The sequence below is a fragment of the Massilia sp. Root335 genome (assembly GCF_001425685.1).
Taxonomy (GTDB): Bacteria; Pseudomonadota; Gammaproteobacteria; order Burkholderiales; family Burkholderiaceae_D; genus Telluria; species Telluria luteola.
Window position 1 is genome coordinate 1,422 of record NZ_LMCY01000037.1, and the last position, 25,260, is coordinate 26,681.

Here is a 25,260-nt window from a genome sequence, read left to right on the forward strand (position 1 = left end):
GGCACCGGCGCCGAATTCGCCGGCGCCATCGCCGGTTCCGGCGGCCTGACGGTGGCAGGCGGCACCGAGCAGCTCAGCGGCGTCAACACCTACACCGGCGCGACCGGCATCAACGCGGGCGCGACCCTGGGCCTGGCCGGCTCGGGCAGCATCGCGCTGTCGAGCGGCGTGGCCGACTACGGCGTGCTCGACATCTCGGCGGCCAGCAATGGCGCGCACATCCAGTCGCTGTCCGGCTCGGGCAGCGTGCTGCTGGGCGCGCAGACCCTGACGCTCACGAATGCGGCCGGGGCTTTCGCGGGTACGGTCTCCGGCAGCGGCGCCGTGACCGTCAGCGGCGGTGCACAGCAGTTCGGCGGGGCCAATACCTACGCCGGTGCGACCACCATCGGCACAGGCGGCACGCTGGCGCTGGCTGGCACCGGCAGCATCGCAACGTCGAGCGGCGTGGCCGACGACGGCGTGTTCAACATCGCCGCCACCGACAACGGCGCCGCGATCCGCACGCTGTCCGGCTCGGGCAGCGTGGTCCTGGGCTGCAAGGATCTGACACTGACCCATGCGAGCGGCAGCTTCTCCGGCACGATCGACGGCGGCTGCGGCGGCGTGAACGTCGCCGGCGGCGCCGAGGTGCTGTCCGGCGCCAACAGCTACACCGGCGCCACCACGATTGGCGCGAACGCGGCCCTGGCGCTGTCCGGCTCGGGCAGTATCGCGCTGTCCAGCGGCGTCGTCGACAATGGCAGCCTCAGCATCGCGGGCACCGGTAACGGCGTGCAGATCAAGTCGCTGTCCGGTTCGGGCAGCGTGATCCTGGGCGGCCAGACCCTGACGCTCACCAATGCGAACGGCGTGTTCGCCGGCAGCATCAACGGTTCCGGCGGCCTGGCGCTGACCGGCGGCGTGGAAACCCTGACCGGCAACACCAGCCACACCGGCGCCACCACCATTGGCCACGACGGTACGCTGGCGCTGGCCGGCACGGCATCGATCGCATCGTCGAGCGGCGTCGTGGCCGACGGCACGCTGGATATCGCGGGCATGTCCGGCCAGGCTGCGGTGAAGACCCTGTCCGGTTCCGGCAGCGTCATCCTCGGCGGCCAGAGCCTGACCCTGACCGCTGCATCCGGCAACTTCCGCGGCGCGATCTCCGGTGCGGGCGGGCTGGCGATCGCGTCCGGCACCGAGACGCTGAGCGGCACCAACACCTACAGCGGCGACACCGGCATCGGCCAGGGCGCCACCCTGGCGCTTGCGGGCGCGGGCAGCATCGCCTCCAGCCGGGTCGTGGATAACGGCACGCTGGACATCTCTGCCGCGCGCGGCGGCGCGGCGATCAAGAGCCTGGCCGGCGACGGCGACGTGCTGCTCGGCGCTAATACGCTGACCCTCAGCGCGGCCGGCGACAGCTTCGGCGGCCGGATCTCCGGCGCCGGCGGCTTGAGCGTGACCGGCGGCACCGAGACCCTGACGGCGGCCCAGGACTACACCGGCGCGACCGATGTCGCCCATGGCGCCACCCTGCTGCTGGCCGGCAGCGGCGCGATCGCCGCGTCCGGCGCGGTGACGGTGGACGGCAATCTCGGCATCGGCGCCACCACCGACGGTGCGTCGATCAAGAGCCTGTCCGGCAGCGGCCAGGTCGATCTGGGCGCCCGGACCCTGGCGCTGACCCAGGCCAACGGCAGCTTCGCCGGTACGATCAGCGGTTCGGGGGGACTGAACGTCGACGGCGGTACGGAAACGCTGAGCGGCGTGAACGCCTACACCGGCGGCACCGCGATCGCCAGCGGCGCCACGCTGGCCCTGGCCGGCCAGGGCAGCATTGCGGCCTCGTCCGAGGTCGACAATGCGGGCACCTTCGACATCGCCGCGACCAGCGACGGCGCCACGCTGCACAAGCTGACCGGCGCGGGCGACGTCAACCTGGGCGGCAAGACGCTGACCCTGAGCGACGCGTCCGGCGTCCTGGCGGGCAGCATCCATGGCGCCGGTGGCGGCTTGACGGTCAGCGGCGGCAACGTCACCCTGACCGGCAACGACGACTACAGCGGCGCCACCACGATCGCCAGCGGCGCGACCGTCGCGCTGGCCGGCAGTGGCAGCATCGCCGCCAGCACGGTGGCCGACGCGGGCACGCTCGACCTCACGGGCGCCAGCGGCAACGTCGGCATCCGCGGCCTGTCCGGCGCGGGCCTGGTCAAGCTGGGGGCCAACTCGCTGACCCTGAGCAAGGCCGAGGGCCAGTTCGGCGGCGTCATCAGTGGCAGCGGCGGCCTGAACGTCAACGGCGGCAGCTTCACGCTGGCGGGCAACAACAGCTACACCGGCAAGACCAGCGTCGACAATGCGATGCTGACGATCTCGTCGATGCTCAACCTGGGCACCGGACAGAGTGCGCTGGCGCTGAACGACGCCACCCTGCACACCACCGCCAGCATGGACGCCGACCGCGCGATCACGCTCACCAACCAGGGCACGCTCGACGTCGACGCCGGCACCACACTGGCGCAGACCGGCACGGTGTCCGGCAGCGGCACCCTGGTCAAGCAGGGCAGCGGCTTGCTGACCATGAACGGCACGCTGGCCAACAACGGCGGCCTGAAGGTTGCCCAGGGCACGCTCGCGTTGTCCGGCGTGAACAGCTATACCGGCGACACCACCGTCAGCAGCGGCGCCCACCTGCTCATCGACGGCGACGCCAGCCTGGGCGCGGCGAGCGGCAAGCTGAACTTCGACGGCGGCACCGTGCAGACCAGCGCTTCGCTCGACTCCGCGCGCGCCGTCACGGTGAGCGCGCAGGACGGCCATCTCGATACGGCGGGCGCGGACAGCGTGGTGACCCTGAACGGCAACGTCAGCGGCGCCGGCCGGCTGTACAAGGACGGCGCCGGCACCCTGGTGCTGGCGGGCGACAACGCCGGCGGCAACGGTGCACTGAACCAGCCGGGCGACGGCTGGACCGGCGGCCTGACCGTCAACGACGGCGTCGTCAAGGTGACCAATTCGTACGGCCTCGGCTGGGGTAGCGTCATGACCTTCAATGCCGGCACGATCTACGCGACCGTCGACATCCTGACCGGCCAGGCCATCCACATGGGTCACGACATCAGCATCAACACCGACTCCGGCACCACCACCACGCTGTCGGGCGTGCTGACCTCGAGCGATGTGGGCGACGGCTGCTTCACCAAGACCGGCACCGGCACGCTGAACGTCACCGGCACGGCCACCATCGACGCCACCTGCGTGGCGCAGGGCAAGCTGCTGGCCAACGGCAGCTACACCAGCAATGTCACGGTGGCGCCGGGCGCAACCCTGGGTGGCAGCGGTCACATCCAGGGCGACGTGATGGTGCGCGGTATCCTGTCGCCGGGCAATTCGCCGGGCATGCTGACCGCCGACGCGACCGTCACGATGGCGACCGGCAGCAGCTTCAAGGAAGACATCGGCGGCGACAAGCAGGCCTCGGCCAGTTCGCCGATCGGCGCCACCGGCTACTACTCCTATTTGCACGTGACCGGCACCAGGCAGTTCGTGATCCAGCCCGGATCGACGCTGGCGCCGGCCCTGAAGGACCTGTATTCGGTCAACGAGTCCGGCTACGGCTCGGCGCCGGTGACGCCGGCGATGGGCCAGACCTACCGCATCATCACGGCGGACGGCGGCATCGTCGGCCGCTTCGATACCGTGACCCAGCCGGATGGCCTGGACGGCCTGCGCATGGCGGCCTTCTACGATTACGGCGGCAACAACAGCATCGAGCTGAAGGTGCTGCCGGCCTCGTACAAGACCTGGTTCAAGGATGGCAACGGTAACGGCCGTTCGGTGGCCGCGGCGCTCGACCGCATCGTCGACCTGGACCAGTCCGGCCACGCCAGCACATTGCAGGACCAGCTGCTGTACCGCACGGCGTCCTACGATGCGGACAAGCTCGGCGTCCTGGTCAAGGACCTGTCGGGCGAGGTGCACGGCGCGCTGGCGGCCGCGGCGCCGCAGGCCGGCTGGAACCTGCAGCGCAGCGTGCTCAAGCGCGACGCCAAGGATGACGGCCGCGCCCTGTGGATCGACATCGGCGCCAACCACGGCGACTGGCGTGGCGACCGGAAGGCGTCCGGCTTCGATACCGACACCGTCCAGATCACGGTCGGCGGTGACCTGCTGCACACGCGCGGCGCGCGCCTGGGCGTGGGCGCGAGCCGGGCGAACACCAACCTGAGCGCGGGCGCCGCCTCCGGCACCCTGCATCAGAACAAGGTCTTCGTGTACGGCGAAGCCGCCACCGCGGGCCTGGTGTTCGACGGCATCGGCAGCGTCGGCCGCGACAAGGTCGACAGCAACCGTTCCGATCCGTTCGAGCAGGCATTCCTGCTGCGCGGCCACGCCGGCGGCAACAGCGCCATGCTGGGCGCCGGCGTGCGCGCGCCGCTCGAGGTGAACGGCACCAAGGTCGAGCCCTTCGCGCGGGTGACCGTGCAGAAGGCCGAGCGCGACGCCTACGCCGAAAGCCCGGATGGGCTGGGCGCCCTGGCGCTGGACCGCTACGCGGCCACCGGGACGCGCATCGTGGCCGGCCTGTCGGCCGACTCGCGCAATACCGACCCGCTGCAGGCCTCGACCTGGCGCTTCAACCTGGGCGCGGGCGTCGACGCCGGTGCGCTGGCCCGTCCGACCCTGGCGGCGTCGCTGGCCCAGACCGGCACCGCGATCGCAGGGCCGGAAAGCGGACGCGTCTTCGTGCAGGGCGGCGTCAGCGGGTCGCTGCAGATGAAGAAGGGCGCCTACCTGTACTACGGTCTGACCGGCGAAGCGCGCAGCGGCTACACCCAGCTGGGCGGCAACGGCGGCGTGCGCGTCGTGTTCTGAGCCCTGGGGCTCCACACCACAGGCCGGCTTTTTGCCGGCCTGTGTTTTTTTCGCTAGACTGCAGCCATGCTCGAAGGATTACCGCATTACTGGATCAACCGCCAGGCCGACGTCGAACGGCGCCGCCTGGCCGAAGCGGCGTTCGCGCGCGCGGGCGTCGCGCATGCGCGCGTGGAGGCGGCCACGCCCGACACCCTGCCGCAGGTGAATCTGCGCAAGCCCCTGGCCAACTCGCTGCCCGAACTGGCGATCGTCGTCTCGCACCTGCGCGCCATCGGCGCCGGGCACGCCGGCGGCGGCGCGGCCGTGGTCGTGATGGAAGACGACGTGCGCTCGCATCATGTGTACGATGCCCGGGCCCTGATGGCGTCCGCGCCGCCCGACTGGGAAATCCTGCAGCTGCACGTGAGCCATGCGCCGGTGGTGCTGGCGCTGGGCGAGCTCTACCTCGCGCACGGCATCCTGTGGCATGAATGGGAGCCGAGCTTCTATTCGGCCGGCGCCTACCTGATCCGGCGCGCGGCGATGGAGCGGCTGCTGGCGCGCTACTGTCCGGACGGCGGGCACCTGGAGCTGGGCGGGGTGCACGCGCACGGCAAGCTGGTCGCCGACCACCTGCTGTACCGGCGCAGCATTTGCTATACCGCGACCGTGCCGCTGTTCTTCAACGATGTCGCGCTGCATTCGACCCACGCGCCACAGCGCGACGCCACCCACCATCGTCCCGGCGCGGCCGGCGTCGAAGCGGTGCGCCGGCGCATCGCCGATGCCATCGCGGCCGGCCGCGGATGGCCCGGCGTCCCGGCCCGGGCCGGCTATCCGTTCGCGCTGCGGCCGTCATGAACGATACCCGCCACGCGCTCGCGGTCGTGCTGCTGACCACCTGCCGGCTGTCGCTGGCGCGCGCGCTGCGCTCGGTGTTCCGCCAGCGCCTGGCCGCCGGCGTCCGCATCCAGGTCCTGCTCGGCGTCGACGGCGATCCGCACGGCCGCCTGCAGGCCCTGCTGGCGGCGCTGCTGCCCGAATGCCCGGCGCACGTCACGCTCACCCTGATCAATCCCGGCTATTCGACCTCGCGTCGCCACGGCGGACCGCATGCCTCGTTCTACGGCGGCGCGCTGCGTTCGGCCCTGACCCTGCTGGCCGACAGCCGCGTGGTGGTCTACCTCGACGACGACGACTGGCTGAAGGAAGACCACTGCGCCGCCATCCTGCACGCCATCGACGGGAAGGCGTGGGCGTTCTCGTACTCGATCTACGCCGACGGCAACACCGGCCAGGAACTGTGCGTGGACGGGCTCGAGAGCGTCGGCGTCGGCCGGGGCATCTACGCCGAGCGCTTCGGCGGCTTCGTGCGCCCGAGCGGCCTGGCGATCGACAAGCTGCGACTGCTGCACCTGGTCCACCTGTGGTCGTGCGCCGCCTTTCCCACCGGCGACGGCGAGGACCGCCTGGTGTTCGAGCAGCTGCGCCACGAGCCGCACGGCTGCACCGGCGTCGCCACCGTCTGCTGCGCGCTCGACCCCAACGACGCGCTGCATGCGCGCCGCGTCGAGTTCATGCGCAGCCAGGGCGTCGACTACGCCGGCGCGGCCAAGATCGAATCGAGCCGCTAGGCGGCCGCCTGGGCCAGCGCGGCGCGCGCATAATCCGCATGCGGCCCGCTGGCGCCCAGGGCGGCCAGCGCCTGGTCGTAGCGCCCGGGTGTCTCGACCAGGCTGGCGGCCTGCCAGATCGCCTCGAAATGTTGCGAGGTCCAGGTGTTGGCGCCGGTCTGCACATACGTGTAGAGCCAGGGCGCATCGAGCAGCACGACCCGGCCGCGCGCCACCATCGCATGCATCACGGCGGTGTCCTCGCCGCGCGCCAGCGCCGGATAGGCCGGCACCCCGGCGGCCCGGGCCAGCATCGATCCTTCCCATTCGCGTGCGCCCGACACGCCGATGCGGCGCGCGGCCGGCGCCCACAGCATCCAGCGGCTCAGGAACAGGGTGTCGGCCTGCATCGACTGCAGGAGCAGCATGCCGACCTCGATGCGCTGCGGATGGTAGAGGTCGTCGTCGTCCCACTGGCAGATCCAGTCGCCGCGCGCCGTGCGCAGCGACAGGTTGCGCAGCGCACCGAGGCTGGCCGCGTCCGCGGCCGTTTCCGGGTACACGATGCGGATGCGGGTGTCGCCCAGCGCCTGGCAATATGCCTCGACCTCGGTGGCGGGCGCGTCGCACACCAGCACCAGCTCGCGCTCGGCCCAGCTCTGGCGCAGGAAGCAGTCGACCGCGAAGCGCGCCGGGAACAGGCGGCCGCGCGTGACCATCAGGCAGGACACCAGCGGCCGGCGCCCCGGCCAGGCCAGCAGGTCCAGCGTGCCTTGCTGGACCAGGGCGCCGTCCTGGCCGAGCTTGAAACCGAGGCCGCGGCCGGGCCGCGGCAGGAAGTCGGCCAGCGTCGTCGCCGCGGTGGACGTGCTCATGGCAGGTAGGGCCGCGCCAGCGCGGCATAGGTGCTGGCGCCGGCGCGCACGTAGTCTTCGGTCAGCAGGCCGGCGTGGAAGGTCGTGAAGTCGGTGCGCCCGGCATCCCACCACAGGTGACTCCACAGGTGCAGGCTGAAGACGTCGCGCAGGTCCGGGTCGCGCCGCTCGAACAGCGACTGGATCCCGGCCACGGTCCACGGGTGGCGGTAGAAGTAGTGGCGCGGCGCCACGTGCACCAGTTCGGGGTGCCGTTCCCACAAGCGCGTGGCCAGTTCGCAGGAATGGCTGGTCCACTTGCCGTCGAAGGCGCCGTAGGATTGCTCGAGCCAGCGCGTGACGAACAGCGAGCCGGGCGCGGCGGCGATCAGGGCATTGCACAGCGACGGGCGCAGCACGCCGCGCGGGTCCGCCAGCGCGCCTTCGTCGCCCAGCACGCAGCCGTAGTCGTACAGGTGGTCCGGCAGCGGCGCCACGAACAGCGTGTCGATGTCGGCATACACGCCGCCGTGCTCGAGCAGCACCTTGAGCCGGATGAAGTCGGCCTCGTGCGCGTAGCTCCAGCCGGCGGCGGCGATCAGTCGGCCCTCTCCGGAGCCCTGGTAGGCCGCCTGGGGCAGGGGCTCGCGCGCCACCTCGCGCAGCGTCAGGTACGGCTTGATGCGCTCCCACAGCGGGCCGTGGGGCTCGTTCGCGTAGTGGAAGAGAATCGCGTCGGGGCGGTTGACCTGGCGGCACGATTCGAGGCACAGGTAGTGCGCCAGGTGGAAGGGCTCGGTCTGTTCCTTGAGGCCGAACACGAAGTGGAAGATGCGGGGAACCATGCTGCTCATGCTCCGATGATGCGCCGGAACTGGCGCATGACAACGCCTTCGGCGTAGCGGTTGGCGATCGTCTCGCTGAGGCGCCGCGCGTGCGCGTCCGGGCGGCTGCGCTGTTCGAAGCGGGCGCGCATCCTGCGGCGTGCGTCGGCGACGTCGGCGACCGCCCACTGGTGGTCGCGGCCATAGGTGGTGCCGGGCCAGTCGATCGGTTCGAGCCTGTAGTCGATCAGGCCGGGATGGTCGCTGCCGAGGAAATCCAGGTGGCCGCTCCAGCCGGTCATCAACACCGGGCGGCCCAGGGCGGCGGCCTCGAACGCGCCCATGCCCCAGCCTTCGGCGCGCGCCAGCGAGACATACGTGTCGCCGATCTGGTGCAGGCAGTCGATCCAGGCGCCGCTGACGCCGTCGCCGGCCAGCACGGCGACCGTGGGCAGATGGGTGCGCCCCGCGCGCGCGGCGAACGCGCGCGTGGTCTCCTGCACCAGCTGCAGCGAGGTCTTGCCCTGTTCATCGGGCAGCGGGGCGTGGACCGGCTTGGCCGAGGTCTTGACGCACAGCGCGACCGGTTCGGCGGCGCCGAACTCGGCGAGGAAGGCTTCGACCAGGCGCGGCAAGTCCTTGCGCAGCATCCACGCGCCGATGGTGTAGAACACGAAGTGGTCCGGGCCGATGCCGAGCTGGCGCCGCAGGGTGTCGCGCTGGTCGGGCGCGACCTCGTCGTGCGCATGGCGCCGGATGTGCGGCACCACGTGCACCGGCGCCGAGACGCCGCCGGCGCGGAACACGTCGGCATTGAAGCGCGACGGCACCATCACGGCATCGAAGCGGTTCAGGATCGCCGGCCAGTGCGCCGGAATCTTGTCCGACTCCCAGGCGCAGTAGGCCACGTTGACCTTGCCTTCTTCGATGCAGCTGGGCAGGTAGTCGGGGATCATGTGCGATACGACGATGCGGTAATCCCTGGGCGCGGCGGTGAGCGCGAGGATGGCCGGCAGGTCGCGCAGCGCCGGATCGCCCGCGCTGGCGCGCACGGATTCGAGCAGCTGCGGCGCCATGTCCGGGCGCCAGAACTGCAGGCCATGCGCGCCCCAGAACACCGGCTGCCAATATACCTCCAGGCCGAGGTTGAGGAGCCCGCGCAGGTAGGACAGGCCGGACAGGCCGTAGCCGGTGGTGTCGCCGTATGAAATGTACTTGATCATGATGGTGTGTCGTCCGGCAGGCGTTCGATCCGCAGGCCGCGGATACGCAATTGCAACGGCCGCGCCTCGCCCTCCGCGAGTATACCGACGATGACGTCGTTGCGGGTGCCCGGCATGTCGAGCGTCAGCGCCAACGCGGCCGGCCCGGCGCCGTCCTGCCGGAGGACCGTGCGCGCCAGCACCTGGCCAGTGCCGTTGGCGGCCGCGAACAGGGTCAGGACAGCGCCCGGCGGGGCCTGCGCCAGGTCGAGCAGCACGCGGTAGGCCCCCGCGGCGAAGGGAAAGGGCATCAGGCACAAGGCCACCTCCTGCGCGGCGCCGGCGGTCGCGTCGCCGCGGTAGACCAGCTCGCCGCGTTCGAGGCTGCAGACGCTGCGCCCGTGCCGCTGCAGGGCGTCGGCGCCGAGCGTGACCGGAAAGTCGCCGGCATAGCTCAACCCCGCATGGTAGAACTCGTTGTAGTTGTTGACGCCGTCCTGCAGGCCGAGTTCGCGCAACCCGGCCATGCTCTTGGTACGATAGGCCACCAGGCGGCCATCGGTGGCGTCGACGAAGACCAGGGCTTCGGCCGTATTCCGGCCGGACACGTTGGCGACCTCGCCCAGGTGAATCTGGTCCGGTTCGCAATGCAGGGCGAGCGCCTTGCCGAACAGGACAGGCCCGGTCGGGCACAGCGGGGACGCGCCGCGGTAGCGCGTGCGGCAATGCGCGACGATCATGCGGATCGCGGCCTCGAGCGCGGGAAAGCGGGCCGGGGTGCTGATGATGGTATTGCTGACGATCCAGGGCGCGACCGTGGCGCGGTCGCGAAACACCGCAATCTTGCCGGGATGAACGGGCCAGCCCGCGTGAAAGAACACCGACAAATCGGCATACACGCCGCCGAATTCATGCAGCAGGCACAGGCGCGCCAGATCCGCGCGATAGGCATAGGGCAGCAGTTGCTCGTAAGCCCACACGACATCGGGCTCCGTGTTTTCGCGAAGAAATGCGCGAATGCCGCGCTGGTCGAACAGGCGATGCGTGGCGTCCGGGTGATGGGCCTTGAAAGACGCGATATTCCGCGCGATCGCCGGCGGCAAGGCGGCGCTATCGGCGGCTGCCTGGTCGTTGATGAGGATACTGAAGGCATTCATGGTCCGTACATGGTACCGGACCCGGCGATTCCATGCGCCCGTCGCCGATCGCCAAACCGTGCCGCGGGGGGAGCAACGGTAACGAGACCTTCTTCGCGGCGTCCCGGGCCATGGCCGCGGTGCGCGATTTCACGCAGCGCCTGGCGTCGTCAGGCGCCGCTCATCGCCGGCCCGCCTTGGCGGGTCCATCGTTGCGGCGGGTATCGACGGCGATCCAGTTCGTTTCCCAGCGCTGACCACCATCGGCGGAATAAGCCTGCTCGAAGCGCCACCTGGCGGCATCGATCGGCACGATCAGGAACCGGACCAGGACCGCGCGCCCGTTCAACGTGTCCCGGCCGTAGAAGCTGCCCTGTCCGTCCTTGAAGGCGCCGTGCATCGGGTCGGTCATCAAGCCATTGGCCAGGTTCGCGAAATGCAGGGTCCACTGGCCACTCGCCGGCTGGTACAGGCGCAGCGACACGCCCGCGATGCGGCCGGCACTGCCGCGCACATCGAGCTCGACGAGGTTGGCACGCGCGCCTATGACCGGTTTCACGACCGACGTGCCCGTGTACTCGACCCAGTCGGTCTTGCCGCTGAGCGGTTCACGCAGGCGTTTCAGGTGCGTATCCCAGTTACCGATTTCCCAATCGAAATCGTGTTGGCCGTCGCGCGGCACCGCGGACGGGCTGGCGGCCGGAACGTCCGGTCCGGCCGCATTCGCCTGGACGACCGCCAGCAAGGCAGACAGCACGACGGCAACGACGAGTGGCTTCATGGCAGGGCTCCGATCGACATGCGTGGTTGCCCAGTGTACGTGGCTTGTTGCTGTTCCGGCAACCGCGGATTCGCGGCGGGCCGTACGCACGGCGCCCGGTATGAATTTTTTCGTCGTATCTATGCCATTTCGGGCATGCCTCGCGCGCAAGGGCACCCGTCCGGACGGTGTTTTCAGGGCCCGCTCGTGCTTCCACGCCCGTGGATTCGGGCGCGGCCGCCCGGTCGGGACTGCCGCATCCGGCAACGCGAGGTAACGATAACAAATCCGCGCCCTTTTTATTGTCTTCGTGATACGATCCGCCCGCTATCGATAACACAACAGGCGGAGGAGGCGTGTCGCCGATGGCATGACAACGATCTGGTTAGCAAACAAATAAGGACAATCATGTATAACCATTCGCATCCGAGGTGGAGGGCGTTGCGCAGCAACGCGGGAGCAAACATCGTGGCGCTGGCATTGGCGGGGGCGGGGGCGCTGCCGGGCGGCGCGTACGCCGTGCCGTTCGTGGCCACGCCGATGGCGCAGCCGGTGGTCAGCAGCGCCGGCTTCCGGCATCCGGACCTGGGCTTCACGCCCGAGCAGCTGGAGTATGTGCGCCAGCAGATCCGTGCCGACGTCGAGCCGTACAAGACGTACTACAACATCCTGGCCACCGTGTGCTGCAACTACGCGAACATCAACCTGCAGCCCACGAACCGCGACGCCACGAAGATCGACACGCCGAACACCCCCAACTACAACGGGTCGACGGCGCAGACGCGCATGATCAACGATTCGCAGGGCGCGCTGACGCAGGCGCTCCTGTACTACGTCACGGGCCGCAACGAGTACCGCCGCAACGCGATGCGCATCCTGCGCACGTGGAGCAACATGAATCCGAACGGCTACGCCTATTTCCCGGATGCGCACATCCACAACGGCGTGCCGCTGTCGCGCATGCTGATGGCCGCCGAGATCATGCGCTACACGCCGGCCGATCCGACCTACACCGATTATCCGCTCGCGTGGACGGACACCGACACGCAGAAGCTCAAGGACAACCTGGTCGATCCGATGGAGCGTACCTTCTTCTCCAGTAACGAGCGGTTCCGCAACCAGCAGCAGTATTCGCTCGTGGGCCGGATCGCCGGCGCGATCTTCACGGACAACCGCGCCCGCTACGACGAAAGCGTCGAGTGGCTGACGGTGAACGCGACGTCGACGCGCCAGGACATCAACGGCGCGATCATGTCGGCGATCGCCCGGATCGACGCCGACAATCCGCTCAACAAGACCGGCAAGACCTTCTACGAAGTCGAGGAAATGTCGCGCGACGGCGCGCACGCCGGCGACAACGTCGACATCCTGGGCGGCCTGCTGCGCCTCGTCACGGCGCAGGGCACGAAGGTCGATCCGTTCACGGGCAAACCGTCCGGCAGCGGCGACGCGGTGAGCGTCTACCGCTTCGGCGACGACCGCCTGCTGCGCGGCGCGAACTCGTATGCCGAGTACATGCTCGGCTACGACACGCCGTGGGCCGACACGACGGGCGGCACGTCCGGCATCTCGACGGCGTACCGCGGCCGCCTGTACGAGGTGGACGCGATCGCCGAGATCTACAACACCTACAAATACGTCGAGGGCGTCGACGTCGACGCGGAAGCGCCTTACCTCGCCACGGCGGCGCGCCACGCCAACGGTCCCGCCATCCCGTGGGGGCCGGCGACGCCCAACAACAAGGACATGGGCCCGACCGCCATCCTGACCCTGCCGCAGGCGTTGACCGGCGTGCCCCTGCCGCCGAGCACCGCGGGCATCCTGGAAACGGAGCGCAAATCGATCTTCCTCGACGGCGACTGGACCATGCAGACGGAGGGCGAGCGCACGTTCGGCCACGGCGCCGTCACGCCGGCCGGCGCGACGATCGTGTTCCACGACGTGCAGTACGCGGACCGCTCGAAGTACGCGCCGGTCGGCATCATGGTGCGTACGAGCGCGCCGGTGACGCTGTCCGCCGGCGCCGCGCGCGACGCCAGCCCGTGGTCGCAGATGACCGTGCCGGACACGCACGGCCAGTGGCGCTACATCGTGCCCGACACGTCGGCGGCCGCCATCGGCAACCGCTGGCTCGGCGACAACATCATGTACTTCACGTTTTCCGGCCCCGAGGGCGCGACGGTGGACGTCGACTACGTGAACATGGCCGCACCGGCCCAGCTCACGCCGCCGCGCTTCGCCATGCCCGCGTTCCCGGTGACGGAAATCGTCGTGCAGGGCATCCCTTACCACGCGGCCTATACCGCGACGGACGCGAACACGGCCGACAGCGTGACGTACGAGGCCGTCAAGGTGCCGGCCGGCGCGCTGGTGAATACGTCCAGCGGTGCGTTCGACTGGACGCCGGGACCGGACCAGGTCGGGGTGCACGACGTCGTCGTCGCCGCCACGGACGGCGTGGCCGTCAGTTCGATGACGGCGCGCCTGAACGTGCAGCCGGACCGCGCGTCGGCATTCCAGGCCGCGCTCGACGGCTACGATCCGTCGGCCGCCTATACGACGCCGTCGCTGGCCACGTTCAAGGCCGAGCTGGCGCCGCTGCAGGCGTCGATGGCGACGGTGTCCGACGCCGATTTCGCCGGCTTGCTGAAGTCCGTGCAGGCCGCGGTGCGCAAGCTGGAGCTGGTCAATCCGCGCGTGGCCTCCGACGGAAGCCTGGACTGGAGCCGGAACATGGTGACGACCATCGGCTTCGGCGCGGATCGTCCGGCCTTGCTCGTCGACGGCAACTACAACAGTTATTCCGGCGACCTGCGCGCCCCGATCTACATGGATTTCGGCGAAAACTACCGGGTGGCCGTCGGCGGCTTCGGCATCCAGGCTCGCTACATGTTCGCCAACCGCTCGCAGGGCGCGAACGTGTACGGGTCGAACGACAACGTGAACTGGACGCTGCTCACGAGCCGCGAGACGACCGACACCAGCGGCCATAACTTCGAGATGGAAGTCATCCCCGTGCTGCCCGGCCTGGAGAACCAGCGCTACCGCTACTTCATGGTACGCGTCGACCATCCGGGGCCGCCCACCGATCCGGCGTATCCCGGCATTTCGTCGTACGGCGAGTTCCGTTTCTACGGCACGCGCTACGACCTGCAGGCGCCCGTGGACGTGACGGGCAGCGTGCGGATCGCGCGCTCGGGCCTCGCCATGAACCGCTTCACGCTCAAGTACACGGGCACGGTGGCCATCACGAACACGAGCGCCGCCGCGCTCGCGGGCCCGCTGCAGTTCCGGCTGGCCGGCCTGACCGGCGGCGTCACGCTCGACAACGCGACGGGCGTGAAGGATGGCGTGCCCTACGTCACGCTGGGCCAGGCCGAACTGGCGCCGGGCCAGACGGTGACCCTGACGACCACGTTCTCGAATCCCGCGAAGGCCGTGATCGCGTACACGCCACAACTCATCAACGTCAAATACTAGGAGACTCCTCATGCAGACCCTGAAACACCATGCGGCACGCCTGCTGGCCGCCACTTGCCTGTGCCTGTGCGCCGGTGCCGCGCTGGCCGTGCCGTCGGCGCCGTTCCATCACGTCGACATCGACACGTCCGCGCTGGGCACCGGCACGGCCTACCTCGGGATCGACTTCCTCAGCGTCGGCGGCGCCACGCCGGCCAGCGCGACCGTCGGCAACCTGGCCGGCGCATTGCTCGGCATCCCCGTGGCGACGGGGTCCGTTGCGGCCGATCCGGCGGGTGTGCTGACGTTCACGAGCGATGCCGGGGGCGGCGACTGGTTCCAGGCGATCCAGCTGGGCGGGCATTTCGGCTTCGACGTCAGCTTCGCGACCGGCGCCGGCAGCGACGGCAGCACGTTCAGCTGGTCGCTGTTCGACGATACGCACTACCTCGGCGTCGACGGCAACCTGGGCAGCATCGACCTGCATCCGGAGGCGCCGGCCGATGCGCGCCTGACCATCGCGCCGGACAATGCGTTCAGCACCGTGCGCGCGGTGCCGGAGCCGTCCACGCTGCTGCTGGTGGCGCTGTCCGGCTGCGGCCTGGTCGCGGCGCGGCGCCGGCGCGCGGGCTGAGCGGCGCCGGCACCCGGGCCCGGTCCATGTGCCGGGCCTGAGGTTGCCACGAGGCGGCGCGCCGCCGTACATTGTCGGTGACGGCGCGCCGGCCTCCCGCCGGCGGCCGCCCGGAGGCAACCACCATGCGCCTGCGCGACGTGTTGCGGCGTGCGCTCACCATCCGGCAATGGCTGGCGCTGCTGCTGGCGGCGTTCATCGTGCCGGCCGCGCTGGCCGTGGTGACGCTGTCCGTGCACGCCTACCAGCGCGAGCGTGCCGGCATCGAGCGCGCCTACCTCGACGTGGCGCGCGCGCTGATGCAGGCCATCGACCGCGAACTGGCCAGCGCCCAGGCCGCGATGAAGGCGTTGGCCACGTCGCCCAATCTCGACCGCCCCGACCTGCGCGCGTTCTACGGCCAGGCCACCGACGTGCTGCATTCGCGGCCGGGGAATGTCCTGCTGCTGCTGGACGATAACCTGCGCCAGGTCGTGAACACGCACATGCCGTTCGGCGCGGTACTGCCCATGCACGGCAATCCCGTCGAGTTGCGGCGGGTCATCGACAGCGGCAGGCCCGCCGTGTCCGACCTGTACGTGGGGCCGACCGTGCGGCGCCAGCTGACGAGCGTCGACGTCCCCGTCCGCCGCCGGGGACGCGTGCGCTACGTGCTGTCGATGCAGTATTTCGGCGAGCGCCTCGGCGAAATCCTCGCGCGCCAGCAGATCCCGGCCCACGCGACCGCGACGATCTACGACAGCGTCGGCCGCATCATCTGGAGCAACCGGGGCTCCCCGGGCGACGTCGGCGACCACGCGCAAGCCGCGCTCGCGGCCGCCCTCGCGCACGCGCCGGAAGGCATCGTCGACGACGGCGGCGCGGACGGGCCGGGCCACGTGACGGTTTTCAGCCGCTCGGCCCTTTCGAACTGGGCGGTGGCGATCGCGCTGCGGCGCAGCGACCTGAACGAGATCCTGTGGAATTCGCTGGTGTCGATCACGCTCGGCGCCCTGGCTCTGTTCGCGCTGGGGCTCGGACTCGTGGGGATGGTGGGTGCGCGCATTGAGCGCTCGGTGCGCGCGCTCGCCGACGCGGCCATCGCCCTCGGTTACGGCGAGACGGTGGTGGCGCCGGTGTCGCCGCTGCGCGAGGCGCGCGAAGTCGGCCAGGCCCTGGAGCAGGCCGCGGCGCTGCTGCGCGAACGGACGGCGCAGCGCGACGACGCCGAGCGCGCCGAGCGCAGCCTGCGCGAAGCCAACCGCGCGATCGAACGCAGCGAAGCGTTCCTGCGCGGGATCTTCGAGGAGACCCCGGACGGTGTGCTCCTGCTCGACGCGGATTGCCGGGTCACGCGGGCCAACGGCCAGGCGGAGCAACTGTTCGCCTATGCCCAGGGCGCGCTCGTCGGCGTGGCGGTCGACGCCCTGCTCACCGCGAGCGGTCCCGCGGCCGGATCGGTGTGCGAGCGCGTGCGCGCGGCGTCGCTGCAGCGCAGCCTCGACGGGACCATGCAGCTGCACGGCCGCAGGCGCGACGGCAGTGCGTTCCCGGCCGATGCGATGGCCAGCCCGCTGCGCGAGCGCGCGCTCGTGATCCTCACCGTGCGCGACATGACGGAGAGCTGGGCGCAGGAAGAAGCGCTGCGCCGCGCGCTCGAGGACAAGAACACGCTGCTGAAGGAGCTGTACCACCGCGTGAAGAACAACCTGCAGCTGATCATCAGCCTGTTCAACCTGCAGGTGCGTTCCGTGACCGAGGAGCAGGCGCGCCAGGCCTTGCTCGACGCGGCCAGCCGCGTGCGCGCGATGGCGCTCGTGCATGAACGGCTGTACCAGTCCGGCACGCTGTCGTCGATCCGGCTGGACGGTTACGTGACCGAGCTGTGCGAACAGGTGGCCGGCGCCGCGTCCGCCCACCAGCGCGGCATCGCCGTCGACGTCGAGGCGGCGCCGCTGGAGGTCGGGCTGGACGTGGCCGTGCCGCTGGGCCTGCTGCTCAACGAGCTCGTCACGAACAGCCTCAAGCACGGCTTTCCCGGCGACCGCCGCGGACGTGTCCTCGTGCGCCTGGAACGCCTGGAGGACGACGGCGTGCGGCTGACCATCAGCGATGACGGCGTGGGCCTGCCGCCAGGCATGGACCGAACTTCGCAACGATCCCTCGGTCTAAAACTTGTTTCGGCCTTGACCGACCAGTTGCGCGCCCGGTTCACGCTCGACAACCACGACGGCGCGGTGGCGACGCTGGCATTCCGCGTGGCCGCAGCGGGTGCGGCGCCTGGACCGGCACGGGAATGACATGACGACCATGACCGAACCAGCGGCAGCCGCGCCCCGCGTCCCGCCCACCCTGCTCGTCGTCGAGGACGAATCCGTCGTCGCGATGGACCTCGACGGGCAGCTGCACGACATGGGATACCGGGTCTGCGGCTGCGTCGACAACGGACGCGCCGCGATCGAGCGGGCACGTTCCGACCGTCCCGACCTGATCCTGATGGACATCGTGCTCAAGGGCGAGATCGACGGCGTCGCGGCCGCGGCCCAGATCGCCCGCGAGCTGCATATCCCGGTCCTGTTCCTCACCGCCTACAGCGACGACCAGACGGTGGAGCGCGCCGCGGGCGCATGGCCCTATGGCTACCTGACCAAGCCGTTCCAGAACCGCGAACTGCGCGCCGGCATCGAGGTGGCGCTGCGCAAGGCGGACGTCGAGCGCAAGCTGCGCGAGTCGGAACGCTGGCTCGCGGCCGTGCTGCGCGGCGTCGGCGACGCCGTCATCGCCACGGACGCGGTCGGGCGCGTCGGCCTCGCGAACCCCGCGGCCGAACGGCTGCTCGGCCTGGACGGGCTGGAGGGGCGGTTGGCGGCCGAGGTCGTGCGCCTGCGCGATCCCGTCGGCGGCGCCGTCCTGGCGCTGGTGCCGGACACCTTGCACGCGACGCGCCAGTGCGCGCCCGCCTGCCGTGCCGCGCTGCTCGACGGCCACGACGGCGCGGCCATCCCCGTCGACTATACGATCGGCACCATCAGCGACGACGCCGGGCGCCTCGGCGGCCTCGCGATCGTCCTGCACGACGTGCGCGAACGCGTGGCCGCGCAGGAGCGCCTGGCGCGCAGCGAGCACCGCTTTCGCGGCGCGTTCGACAACGCCCCGCTCGGCCTGGCGCTCATCGACGACGGCAACCGTTTCGTGCGCGTCAATCGGGCACTGTGCCGCCTGCTCGGCGTCGACGCGGGACGCCTCGTGGGCGCCGACCAGGCCGCGTTCGGCGACGCGTCCGACAACGCCATCGAGAAGGAATTCCTGCGCGACCTGGTGCAGGGGCGCAGCGAGGCCGTGCAGTACGAACGGCGCTACCATGGGCGCGACGGCCAGGTGATCTGGGCGCTCGTATCCGCCTCGCTGCTGCCGGCCAATGCCGACCCGGAGCAGTTTCTCGTACAAATCAACGACGTCACGGAACGCAAGCGCGCCGAGCATGCGCTCGAACACCTGGCGCATCACGATGCGCTGACCGGCGTCGCCAACCGGACCTTGCTGAACGAGGAAGTCGAACACGAGATCGCCGTCGCGCGCCGCCAGAAGTCGCGGCTGGCCGTCGTGTTCCTCGACCTCGATTACTTCAAGCACGTCAACGACAGCCTCGGGCATGAAGCGGGCGACATGGTTCTCAAGGAAATCTCAGCGCGCTTGACGCGCACCGTGCGGACGATCGACATCGTCGGCCGCATGGGCGGCGACGAGTTCGTCGTCGTGCTGTGCGGCGTGACGGACACCCGCGGCGTGCTGGCCCTCACGGACAAATTGCGGACGGAATGCGCAAAGCCGATGACGGTAGGCGCGCATGAGGTCAGGCTCGCCGTCAGCATGGGCGTGAGCCTGTTCCCGGACGACGCCCAGGATTTCCGCACGCTGCTGCGCTTTGCCGACAGCGCGCTGTACCAGGCAAAAGGTGAGGGGCGCAACAATGTGCAGTTCTACCGTCCCGAACTGACCGCGCAGATGGAGATGCGCACGCGCCTCGGCGCCGGGCTCCGCGTGGCCCTGGAGCGCAACGAGCTGGAGATGCATTACCAGCCCATCGTCGCGCTCGACGACGACCTGCCGGCCGCCGCGGAAGCGCTGATCCGCTGGCGCCATCCGGAACTCGGCCTGCTGCTGCCGGGCGTGTTCCTGCCTGTGCTGGAGGAATCGTCGATGGGAGAAGCGATCGGTGCCTGGGCGATGCTCGAGGCCTGCCGCCAGGCCGCCCGCTGGAATGCCGGCAACGCCCGTCCGCTGCGCATGGGCGTGAACGTGACGGCGGCGCAGTTCAAGTCGGGCGCCATCGTGGGCACGGTCGAGAACGCGCTGCGCGAGACCGGCCTGGCCAGCGACCGCCTGTGCATCGAGATCACCGAACACAGCCAGCTGACCGACGACGCGCACACCCGGGCCATGCTCGCCGCCCTCAAGAGCCTGGGCGTGCTGGTCGCGATCGACGATTTCGGCACCGGCTATTCCTCGCTCGGCTACATCAGCCGCCTGCGCCCGGACGAGCTCAAGATCGACAAGTCGCTCGTGACGGACGTCGACAGCGACCCGGAGCGCGCCGGCCTCGTCACGGCCGCGCTGGCCATGGCCCGCAGCCTGAACCTGGAAGTGGTGTCCGAGGGTGTCGAGACGGAGGCGGAACTGGCTTTCCTGCGCGCCCACGGCTGCGATATGGTGCAGGGCTTCCTGTACGCCCGGCCGGCGACGGCGGCGGAATTCGAGCACTGGATGGCACGCGGCGCGCCGCCCGGCGGGATGCACGCCGGCGCGTGACGGGGCCCGCCGTCGCCGCGGCTAGCGTCCGCCGGTCTTGCCGCCGCTCCCTGCCGGCGCCGACGGACTGCCGAGCACCTTGCGCAGCGCGTCGGCCTGGGCGTTGATCTCGGTGCTGTCGATGGCCTGCAGCGCCGTCGTCGGCTTGCCGTAATACGCTTCGGTCAGGCGCCGGTTGTAGCGCACGTCGTTGATGCCGACCGTGACCGCATTGCCGAACAGGCCCTTGCTGCCGGACCACACGACGACGTCGCCCGCCGTCGAGCCCTGGGCCATGCGGGCGAAGTTGACGACGGTGAGGCCGGCATCGGCGCTGAGCGAGAAATTGTTGCGGTTGCGGAAGCTGTCCACCGCTTTCTGGTTCAGCAGGAGCAGGGCGATGGGCCCGCCCTCCGCGCCGGCCTGCAGTCCGATGCTGAGGCCGCCGATGTCGAAGAACGCCGGGTTGCCCCAGGTGCCGTCCGCGCGCCTGACCATCAGCACGCCGGCGCCGCCCGCGCCGCCGACGCCGAGCGCGGCGCGGCCGTAGGTCGGGACGATGAAGACGCCGCGTGCGCGGTCCAGCAACCCGGCCATGCCGGCCTCGTTGTCCATCGTGTGCACGACGCCCACGGCATCGCTGACGTGCTTGACGGCCGTCTGCTGGCGGCGCGTGGCGGTGTCGCTGTCCGCACCGCGGGCCGCCCGGCCGGATGCCGCGGTGGCGGCCGGCAGGGCGCAGGCCAGCATGAGCAGGGCGGCGATGCCGACCAGGGCATGCCGGAGGGCGGACCGGCGCCGGTCCGTAAGCGGCGTCGGGGGTGTTGCGCGTGGCATCGTGTGCGTCATGGCGATCTCCTCGGTTCGGCCGGCCGCGGCCGGCGGTGTGCGGCGACGGGCCGGCGATTCAGGTGGAGCATATGGGGGGACCCGCATGCGCGTTTGACATGTATCAGTCGTGCGCCGGTGGCGTCCGGCCCCGTCCGCGCGCCGTATCATGGGGTCCGGCCGCAAGGAGCGTCGTCGATGGTCTATCGGTTTCTCGCCGCCCTGGTGCTGGTGCTGCACCTCGGCTTCATCCTGTTCGTCGTCGCCGGTGCGGCCCTCGTGCTGCGCCGGCGACGGCTGTGGCCGCTCCACCTGGCCGCCGTCGCGTGGGGTATCGCGATCGAGGTCACGGGCGCGGCCTGTCCGCTCACCGCGCTCGAAATCCGGCTGCGGCTGCTCGCGGGGGCGGCGGGCTATGCCGGCGGCTTCGTCGACCATTATCTGGTCGGGCTGATCTACCCGGCGGGCCTCACGCGTGGCATGCAGTGGCTGCTGGCGGCGGCCGTGCTGGCGCTGAACGCGGTGTTCTATGTGCGCATCTTGCGCGGCGCGCGCGCCGGCGGGCATTGACGCAGGTCTGGCGGACGCACGGAACCGCCGGCGTGCCGTCCGATCCAATCACACGACGGCCGCGTTGCCGGCCCGGGAGAAAGCGCATGGAAAGCATAATCGTTCGTCCATGGGTGGCGCGCTCGTGGTGGGTGCCGGCCGTGCGCGCCAGGCCGGCGGGCACGCGCGGGACCTGATAGCATGAGGCCGTATCGTTCCACGATGGGAGACGCGCATGCCGATCAACATGAAGATGCCTGGCCCCGACCACCCGATCACGATCGGTCCCGCGAGCGGCCGTGTGACCGTCCGCGCGGGCGGTGCCGTGATCGCCAGCAGCGACCGCGCGCTTGCGTTGCGCGAGGCGAACTATCCACCCGTGCTGTACATCCCGCGCGAGGATGTCGCGATGGACCGCTTGCGGCGCACCGATCAGTACACCCATTGTCCGTACAAGGGAGATTGCGCCTATTTCTCGGTCGCGGCGGCCGGGCCGCAGGGCGAAAACGCGGCGTGGAGCTACGAGTCGCCGTATCCCGCCGTCGCCGCGATCCGCGGACACCTGGCGTTCTATCCCGACCGCGTCGACGCGATCGAGACCAGCTGAGCCTGTTACCGTGGCACGATGAGCGGCACGGCGTCCAGAAGCTGGACGGGCGGGGGACCTAGACCGCGGCGCGGTTGAGCCGGTGCACGCCGCCGGCGTCGGCGCGGCCCGGGCGCGGGGCCTGCGGCGTCAGGTGCAGGGTGGTGCGGGCCAGCGCGTCCATGCGCACGCCGAGGGGACGCCGGGCCGGACCGGGTTCCAGGCGGGTGGCGAACATCCACAGCACGGGATAGTCCAGTGTCGCCGGCACGGCCACGTTCAGGATCATGGCCAGTTGCCAGTCGGCACACTGGAGATCGTCGATGCAGATGAGCAGTGGCTGCTTGCCGCCGTTGTGCTGCACCCTGTGCTGGAGCAGGGCGCACAGGGCGGCCGTCTGCAGCAGCTGGGTCGCCGGCAGCGGCCAGTCCGGCACCGTGTCGATCAGGCTGACGCAGGCGTCGACGTGCGCCGCAGGCAGGGCCAGGGCGGCGCAGCGTGCGCGCACGAGGTCGGCCAGCTGCGCGTCGTCGGCCGCGGCGTCGGGCGCGAGGCCGAGCAGGGCGAGCATCAGGCGCGCGGCGGTGTGGGCGACGGGCTGGCCGGCCGTGCCGCCGTCGAGCACGACGCAGGCATAGCCGCGCGCGCGGGCATCGCTGGCGCCGAACGCGAGCAGTCGCGACTTGCCGGCGCCTTCCGCGCCCTGGATGTCGATGATCCGGCCGCGGCCCGCCACGTGGACGGCGTCGATGACGGCGCGGCACTGCAGGCGTTCGACGTCGGACGGGTCCGGTGCCGGACGCGACGGCGGCGTGTGGTGCTGTGGTTCGGCGTCGATCAACGACTCGACGCCGATGCCGTAGAACGCGGCCAGGTGGCGCACGGTGCGGTAGGGGACTGGCTTGCCGGATTCCGCCCGGTTGAGGGCGGCGCGGGTGAGGCATTGGCGCCGTTCCTGGAACTGTTCGGACAACGCCTCGCGTCCGCCGCGGCGCTGGCGCAGGGCTTTCAGGTTGTGCACGTCGAGCATGACGCGGGCGTCAAGGGGCAGGATGGGCGAGGAAGCGAAGTTGAGTGTCATGGCACGTTCAGGAAAATGGCGCCGCCCCGATGGCGGCACTACCACTATTGCAAGCGCCGTGCCATGCTGATAACCAGGCTTATGAGGGGTGTGCGACCCGGTTTACGGCCCTTCCGGTGTTTCTGAGTGTAAAATTGCCATGTGTTTTTACATGTAAAAGTGCATCCTGACGTGCCGCGCATGAGCGATTCCACCGAATACACCCAGACATTGCAGTTGTCCGCCCAAGGCATCCCGGCGCGGCCGCTGCTCGCGCTGACGATCCTCTGGCACCCGGACGCGGCGCGCATCGGCGAGCAGTTCGTCGGCGATCCGGCCGCGCTGGACGTGAACCGCTACGGGCCGCTGTTCTATCGGCCGGGCCAGGCCGGCCTGCCGCTCGGCCACGGCACGATCTCGCGCGACCCGGTGCGGATCGTGCGCGACGGCGAGGGCGTCACGCTGCACCTGCCCGCCACCCGCATGCCGGTCGAACTGAACGGACGGGCCACGACGGGCCAGGTGCGGTTCGACGCGTCCGAGGTCGCGCGCGGCCAGGTCTTGATGCTGGGCCGCGCCGTCGTGCTGTGCCTGCACTGGATGCATTGCCTGCCCAAGCACAATCCCGTGCCCGGCCTCGTCGGCGTGGGAGCGGCGGCCATCGGGCTGCGCGACCAGATCCGGATGGTGGCGCCGACCGACATCCCCGTGCTGCTGCTGGGCGAGACGGGCACCGGCAAGGAAATCGCGGCGCGCGCCATCCACGCGCTCGGCCAGCGCGCCCAGACGCGGCTGGTGGCCGTGAACATGGCGGCATTGAACGAATCGCTGGCGGCCGCCGAACTGTTCGGCGCGGCGCGCGGCGCGTACACGGGCGCGCAGGAGCGCCGCGGCCTGTTCGCCGAGGCCGACGGCGCCACGCTGTTCCTCGACGAGATAGGCAACGCACCGCCCAGCGTCCAGCCGATGCTGCTGCGCGTGCTGGAAGGCGGCGATTATCGCCCGCTGGGCGCGAGCCACGACCGCAAGACGAGCGCGCGTCTGATCGCGGCGACCGACCAGGACCTGGACACGGCCGTGTTCAACCAGGCCCTGCTGCGCCGCCTGGAGGGATTCGCGATCCAGCTGCCGCCGCTGCGCGAGCGGCGCGAAGACATTGGCGTGCTGATCGTGCACCTGTTGCAGGCGCATGGCGCCCAGCCGGCGCTGCCGGTGGAACTGGTGGTGGAGATCGCGTGCTACGACTGGCCGGGCAACATCCGCCAGTTGGGACACACGCTGCGGCGCGCGGCACTGCTGGTGCAGCATGGCGGCGCGCCGCAGCTCGAACAACTGGTGCGCCTGACGCCGGCGCCGTCCGGCAGCGCGGCGCGCCTGATGCCAGCCGTGGAGGCCGCGCCGGCGCCGGCGCCGGCGCCCGCCGCGGTTGCGGCCGAACCGCCGCGCCGCAAGCCATCCGAGCTGACCGACGCCGACGTGCTCGAGGCGATGGCCGGCAACGACTGGAACATCCAGGCCGCGTCGCGCGCCCTCGGCATCTCGCGGCCGACGATGTACAAGCTGCTCGACGCCCACGCGGAGATCCGCTGGGCCGAACGGATTCCGGCCGATGAGATCGAGCGGACACTGGCAGCGTGCGACGGCGACGTGGCGCGCTGCGCGGTGGTGCTCAAGACGCCGACGGAGTCGTTGCGGCGGGAGGTGAGAAGGTTGCGCGAGAGTGTTTGATCAGCAGTGCGACCCGACGATCACCTCGGGATCTGGCAGGTAGTAAAACGCTGTCGTGCCGTCGTCATTATGAGCAGAGAAGGAAACGGTGAAGCCCCAGGCACCGTCTCCGGGTTTGATGTTTAACGTGGAGTTTGCCTTCAGATTGATGCGGTTTCCTTCTGCAAATGGGGAAGAGCCGCGGCAGCCGCTTTCCATTTGTCCACTGATCAGTACGCACTCTGCAATATCACCTGGGCCTTCAAATTGGAAAGCGACTTTGTCTCCTGGTTGCGCTGGGAACGAATCGCCGTCTTGGCACGATACGCCGTTCAAGCTCCAGGTCGCGAGGGTCTGGCCCTGAACGTAGGTCACGGTGAGTTGATGAGTTTGAGGCATGATCTTCCTTTCGGTTGGACAGCGGATAAATGGG

The 25,260-nt window shown here is 70.2% G+C and carries 18 protein-coding genes; 10 read left to right on the top strand and 8 right to left on the bottom strand.

The window, feature by feature from the left end:
- The 3 genes from ASC93_RS19750 to ASC93_RS19760 all read left to right on the top strand — a co-directional run.
- The coding region (locus tag ASC93_RS19750) for an S-layer family protein (protein ID WP_056446292.1) at nucleotides 1-4,866 on the top strand (4,866 nt) is incomplete at its 5' end.
- Nucleotides 4,867-4,932: 66 nt separating this feature from the next.
- Nucleotides 4,933-5,709 carry a hypothetical protein gene (locus tag ASC93_RS19755; protein WP_056446294.1) on the top strand — a complete coding sequence of 259 codons (777 nt, stop codon included), beginning with the start codon at nucleotides 4,933-4,935 and terminating at the stop codon, nucleotides 5,707-5,709.
- Complete coding sequence (locus tag ASC93_RS19760) at nucleotides 5,706-6,482, top strand: hypothetical protein (RefSeq protein WP_056446297.1); 777 nt, start codon at nucleotides 5,706-5,708, stop codon at nucleotides 6,480-6,482. Before ASC93_RS19755 ends, ASC93_RS19760 begins: the two co-directional genes overlap by 4 nt.
- Here the strand turns inward: ASC93_RS19760 and ASC93_RS19765 are convergent.
- From ASC93_RS19765 to ASC93_RS19785, 5 genes are all read right to left on the bottom strand, one after another.
- Complete coding sequence (locus ASC93_RS19765) at nucleotides 6,479-7,336, bottom strand: glycosyltransferase (protein WP_056446301.1); 858 nt, start codon at nucleotides 7,334-7,336, stop codon at nucleotides 6,479-6,481. The genes ASC93_RS19760 and ASC93_RS19765 overlap by 4 nt on opposite strands.
- A complete protein-coding gene (locus ASC93_RS19770; RefSeq protein ID WP_162251928.1) occupies nucleotides 7,333-8,160 on the bottom strand; it encodes a glycosyltransferase in 828 nt (275 codons plus the stop codon). The genes ASC93_RS19765 and ASC93_RS19770 overlap by 4 nt, the downstream gene beginning before the upstream one ends.
- A gap of 5 nt (nucleotides 8,161-8,165) precedes the next feature.
- On the bottom strand, nucleotides 8,166-9,362 hold the full coding sequence (locus tag ASC93_RS19775; protein WP_056446313.1) for a glycosyltransferase family 1 protein: 1,197 nt from the start codon (nucleotides 9,360-9,362) through the stop codon (nucleotides 8,166-8,168).
- Nucleotides 9,359-10,444: a glycosyltransferase family 32 protein gene (locus ASC93_RS19780; RefSeq protein WP_162251929.1), complete on the bottom strand. Its 1,086-nt coding sequence runs from the start codon at nucleotides 10,442-10,444 to the stop codon at nucleotides 9,359-9,361. Before ASC93_RS19780 ends, ASC93_RS19775 begins: the two co-directional genes overlap by 4 nt.
- Nucleotides 10,445-10,658: 214 nt before the next feature.
- Nucleotides 10,659-11,258 carry a hypothetical protein gene (locus ASC93_RS19785; protein WP_056446318.1) on the bottom strand — a complete coding sequence of 200 codons (600 nt, stop codon included), beginning with the start codon at nucleotides 11,256-11,258 and terminating at the stop codon, nucleotides 10,659-10,661.
- Between the two features lie 387 nt (nucleotides 11,259-11,645).
- Between ASC93_RS19785 and ASC93_RS19790 the strand changes: the two genes are divergently transcribed.
- The 4 genes from ASC93_RS19790 (at nucleotide 11,646) to ASC93_RS19805 (ending at nucleotide 20,118) form a co-directional block, all read left to right on the top strand.
- Complete coding sequence (locus tag ASC93_RS19790) at nucleotides 11,646-14,717, top strand: alginate lyase family protein (protein WP_157202027.1); 3,072 nt, start codon at nucleotides 11,646-11,648, stop codon at nucleotides 14,715-14,717.
- A gap of 10 nt (nucleotides 14,718-14,727) precedes the next feature.
- Nucleotides 14,728-15,330 carry an NF038129 family PEP-CTERM protein gene (locus tag ASC93_RS19795; RefSeq protein WP_056446324.1) on the top strand — a complete coding sequence of 201 codons (603 nt, stop codon included), beginning with the start codon at nucleotides 14,728-14,730 and terminating at the stop codon, nucleotides 15,328-15,330.
- 125 nt (nucleotides 15,331-15,455) lie between these two features.
- Complete coding sequence (locus tag ASC93_RS19800; protein ID WP_056446327.1) at nucleotides 15,456-17,609, top strand: histidine kinase dimerization/phosphoacceptor domain -containing protein; 2,154 nt, start codon at nucleotides 15,456-15,458, stop codon at nucleotides 17,607-17,609.
- Between the two features lies 1 nt (nucleotide 17,610).
- Nucleotides 17,611-20,118, top strand: a complete 2,508-nt coding sequence (locus tag ASC93_RS19805; RefSeq protein WP_056446330.1) for an EAL domain-containing protein — start codon at nucleotides 17,611-17,613, stop codon at nucleotides 20,116-20,118.
- A 21-nt stretch (nucleotides 20,119-20,139) separates the two neighbouring features.
- Here ASC93_RS19805 and ASC93_RS19810 read toward each other — a convergent pair whose 3' ends face one another.
- Nucleotides 20,140-20,946 carry a lipid-binding SYLF domain-containing protein gene (locus ASC93_RS19810; RefSeq protein ID WP_056446333.1) on the bottom strand — a complete coding sequence of 269 codons (807 nt, stop codon included), beginning with the start codon at nucleotides 20,944-20,946 and terminating at the stop codon, nucleotides 20,140-20,142.
- 177 nt (nucleotides 20,947-21,123) lie between these two features.
- Here ASC93_RS19810 and ASC93_RS19815 point away from each other — a divergent pair, with 177 nt between their 5' ends.
- Together ASC93_RS19815 and ASC93_RS19820 are read left to right on the top strand one after the other, a co-directional pair.
- Nucleotides 21,124-21,495 carry a DUF2784 domain-containing protein gene (locus ASC93_RS19815; protein ID WP_056446337.1) on the top strand — a complete coding sequence of 124 codons (372 nt, stop codon included), beginning with the start codon at nucleotides 21,124-21,126 and terminating at the stop codon, nucleotides 21,493-21,495.
- A gap of 214 nt (nucleotides 21,496-21,709) precedes the next feature.
- Entirely contained in the window at nucleotides 21,710-22,081 is a 372-nt protein-coding gene (locus tag ASC93_RS19820; protein ID WP_056446340.1) for a DUF427 domain-containing protein, read from the top strand.
- 58 nt (nucleotides 22,082-22,139) lie between these two features.
- On the opposite strand, the gene ASC93_RS19825 is transcribed toward ASC93_RS19820, so the two are convergent.
- Nucleotides 22,140-23,141: an AAA family ATPase gene (locus tag ASC93_RS19825; protein ID WP_056446343.1), complete on the bottom strand. Its 1,002-nt coding sequence runs from the start codon at nucleotides 23,139-23,141 to the stop codon at nucleotides 22,140-22,142.
- A gap of 180 nt (nucleotides 23,142-23,321) precedes the next feature.
- On the opposite strand from ASC93_RS19825, the gene ASC93_RS19830 reads away from it, so the two are divergent.
- Nucleotides 23,322-24,848, top strand: coding sequence for a sigma 54-interacting transcriptional regulator (locus ASC93_RS19830; RefSeq protein WP_056446346.1), 1,527 nt, complete (start codon nucleotides 23,322-23,324; stop codon nucleotides 24,846-24,848).
- On the opposite strand, the gene ASC93_RS30970 is transcribed toward ASC93_RS19830, so the two are convergent.
- On the bottom strand, nucleotides 24,849-25,226 hold the full coding sequence (locus tag ASC93_RS30970; RefSeq protein ID WP_157202028.1) for a hypothetical protein: 378 nt from the start codon (nucleotides 25,224-25,226) through the stop codon (nucleotides 24,849-24,851). It abuts the gene before it with no gap.
- Nucleotides 25,227-25,260 lie beyond the last annotated feature (34 nt).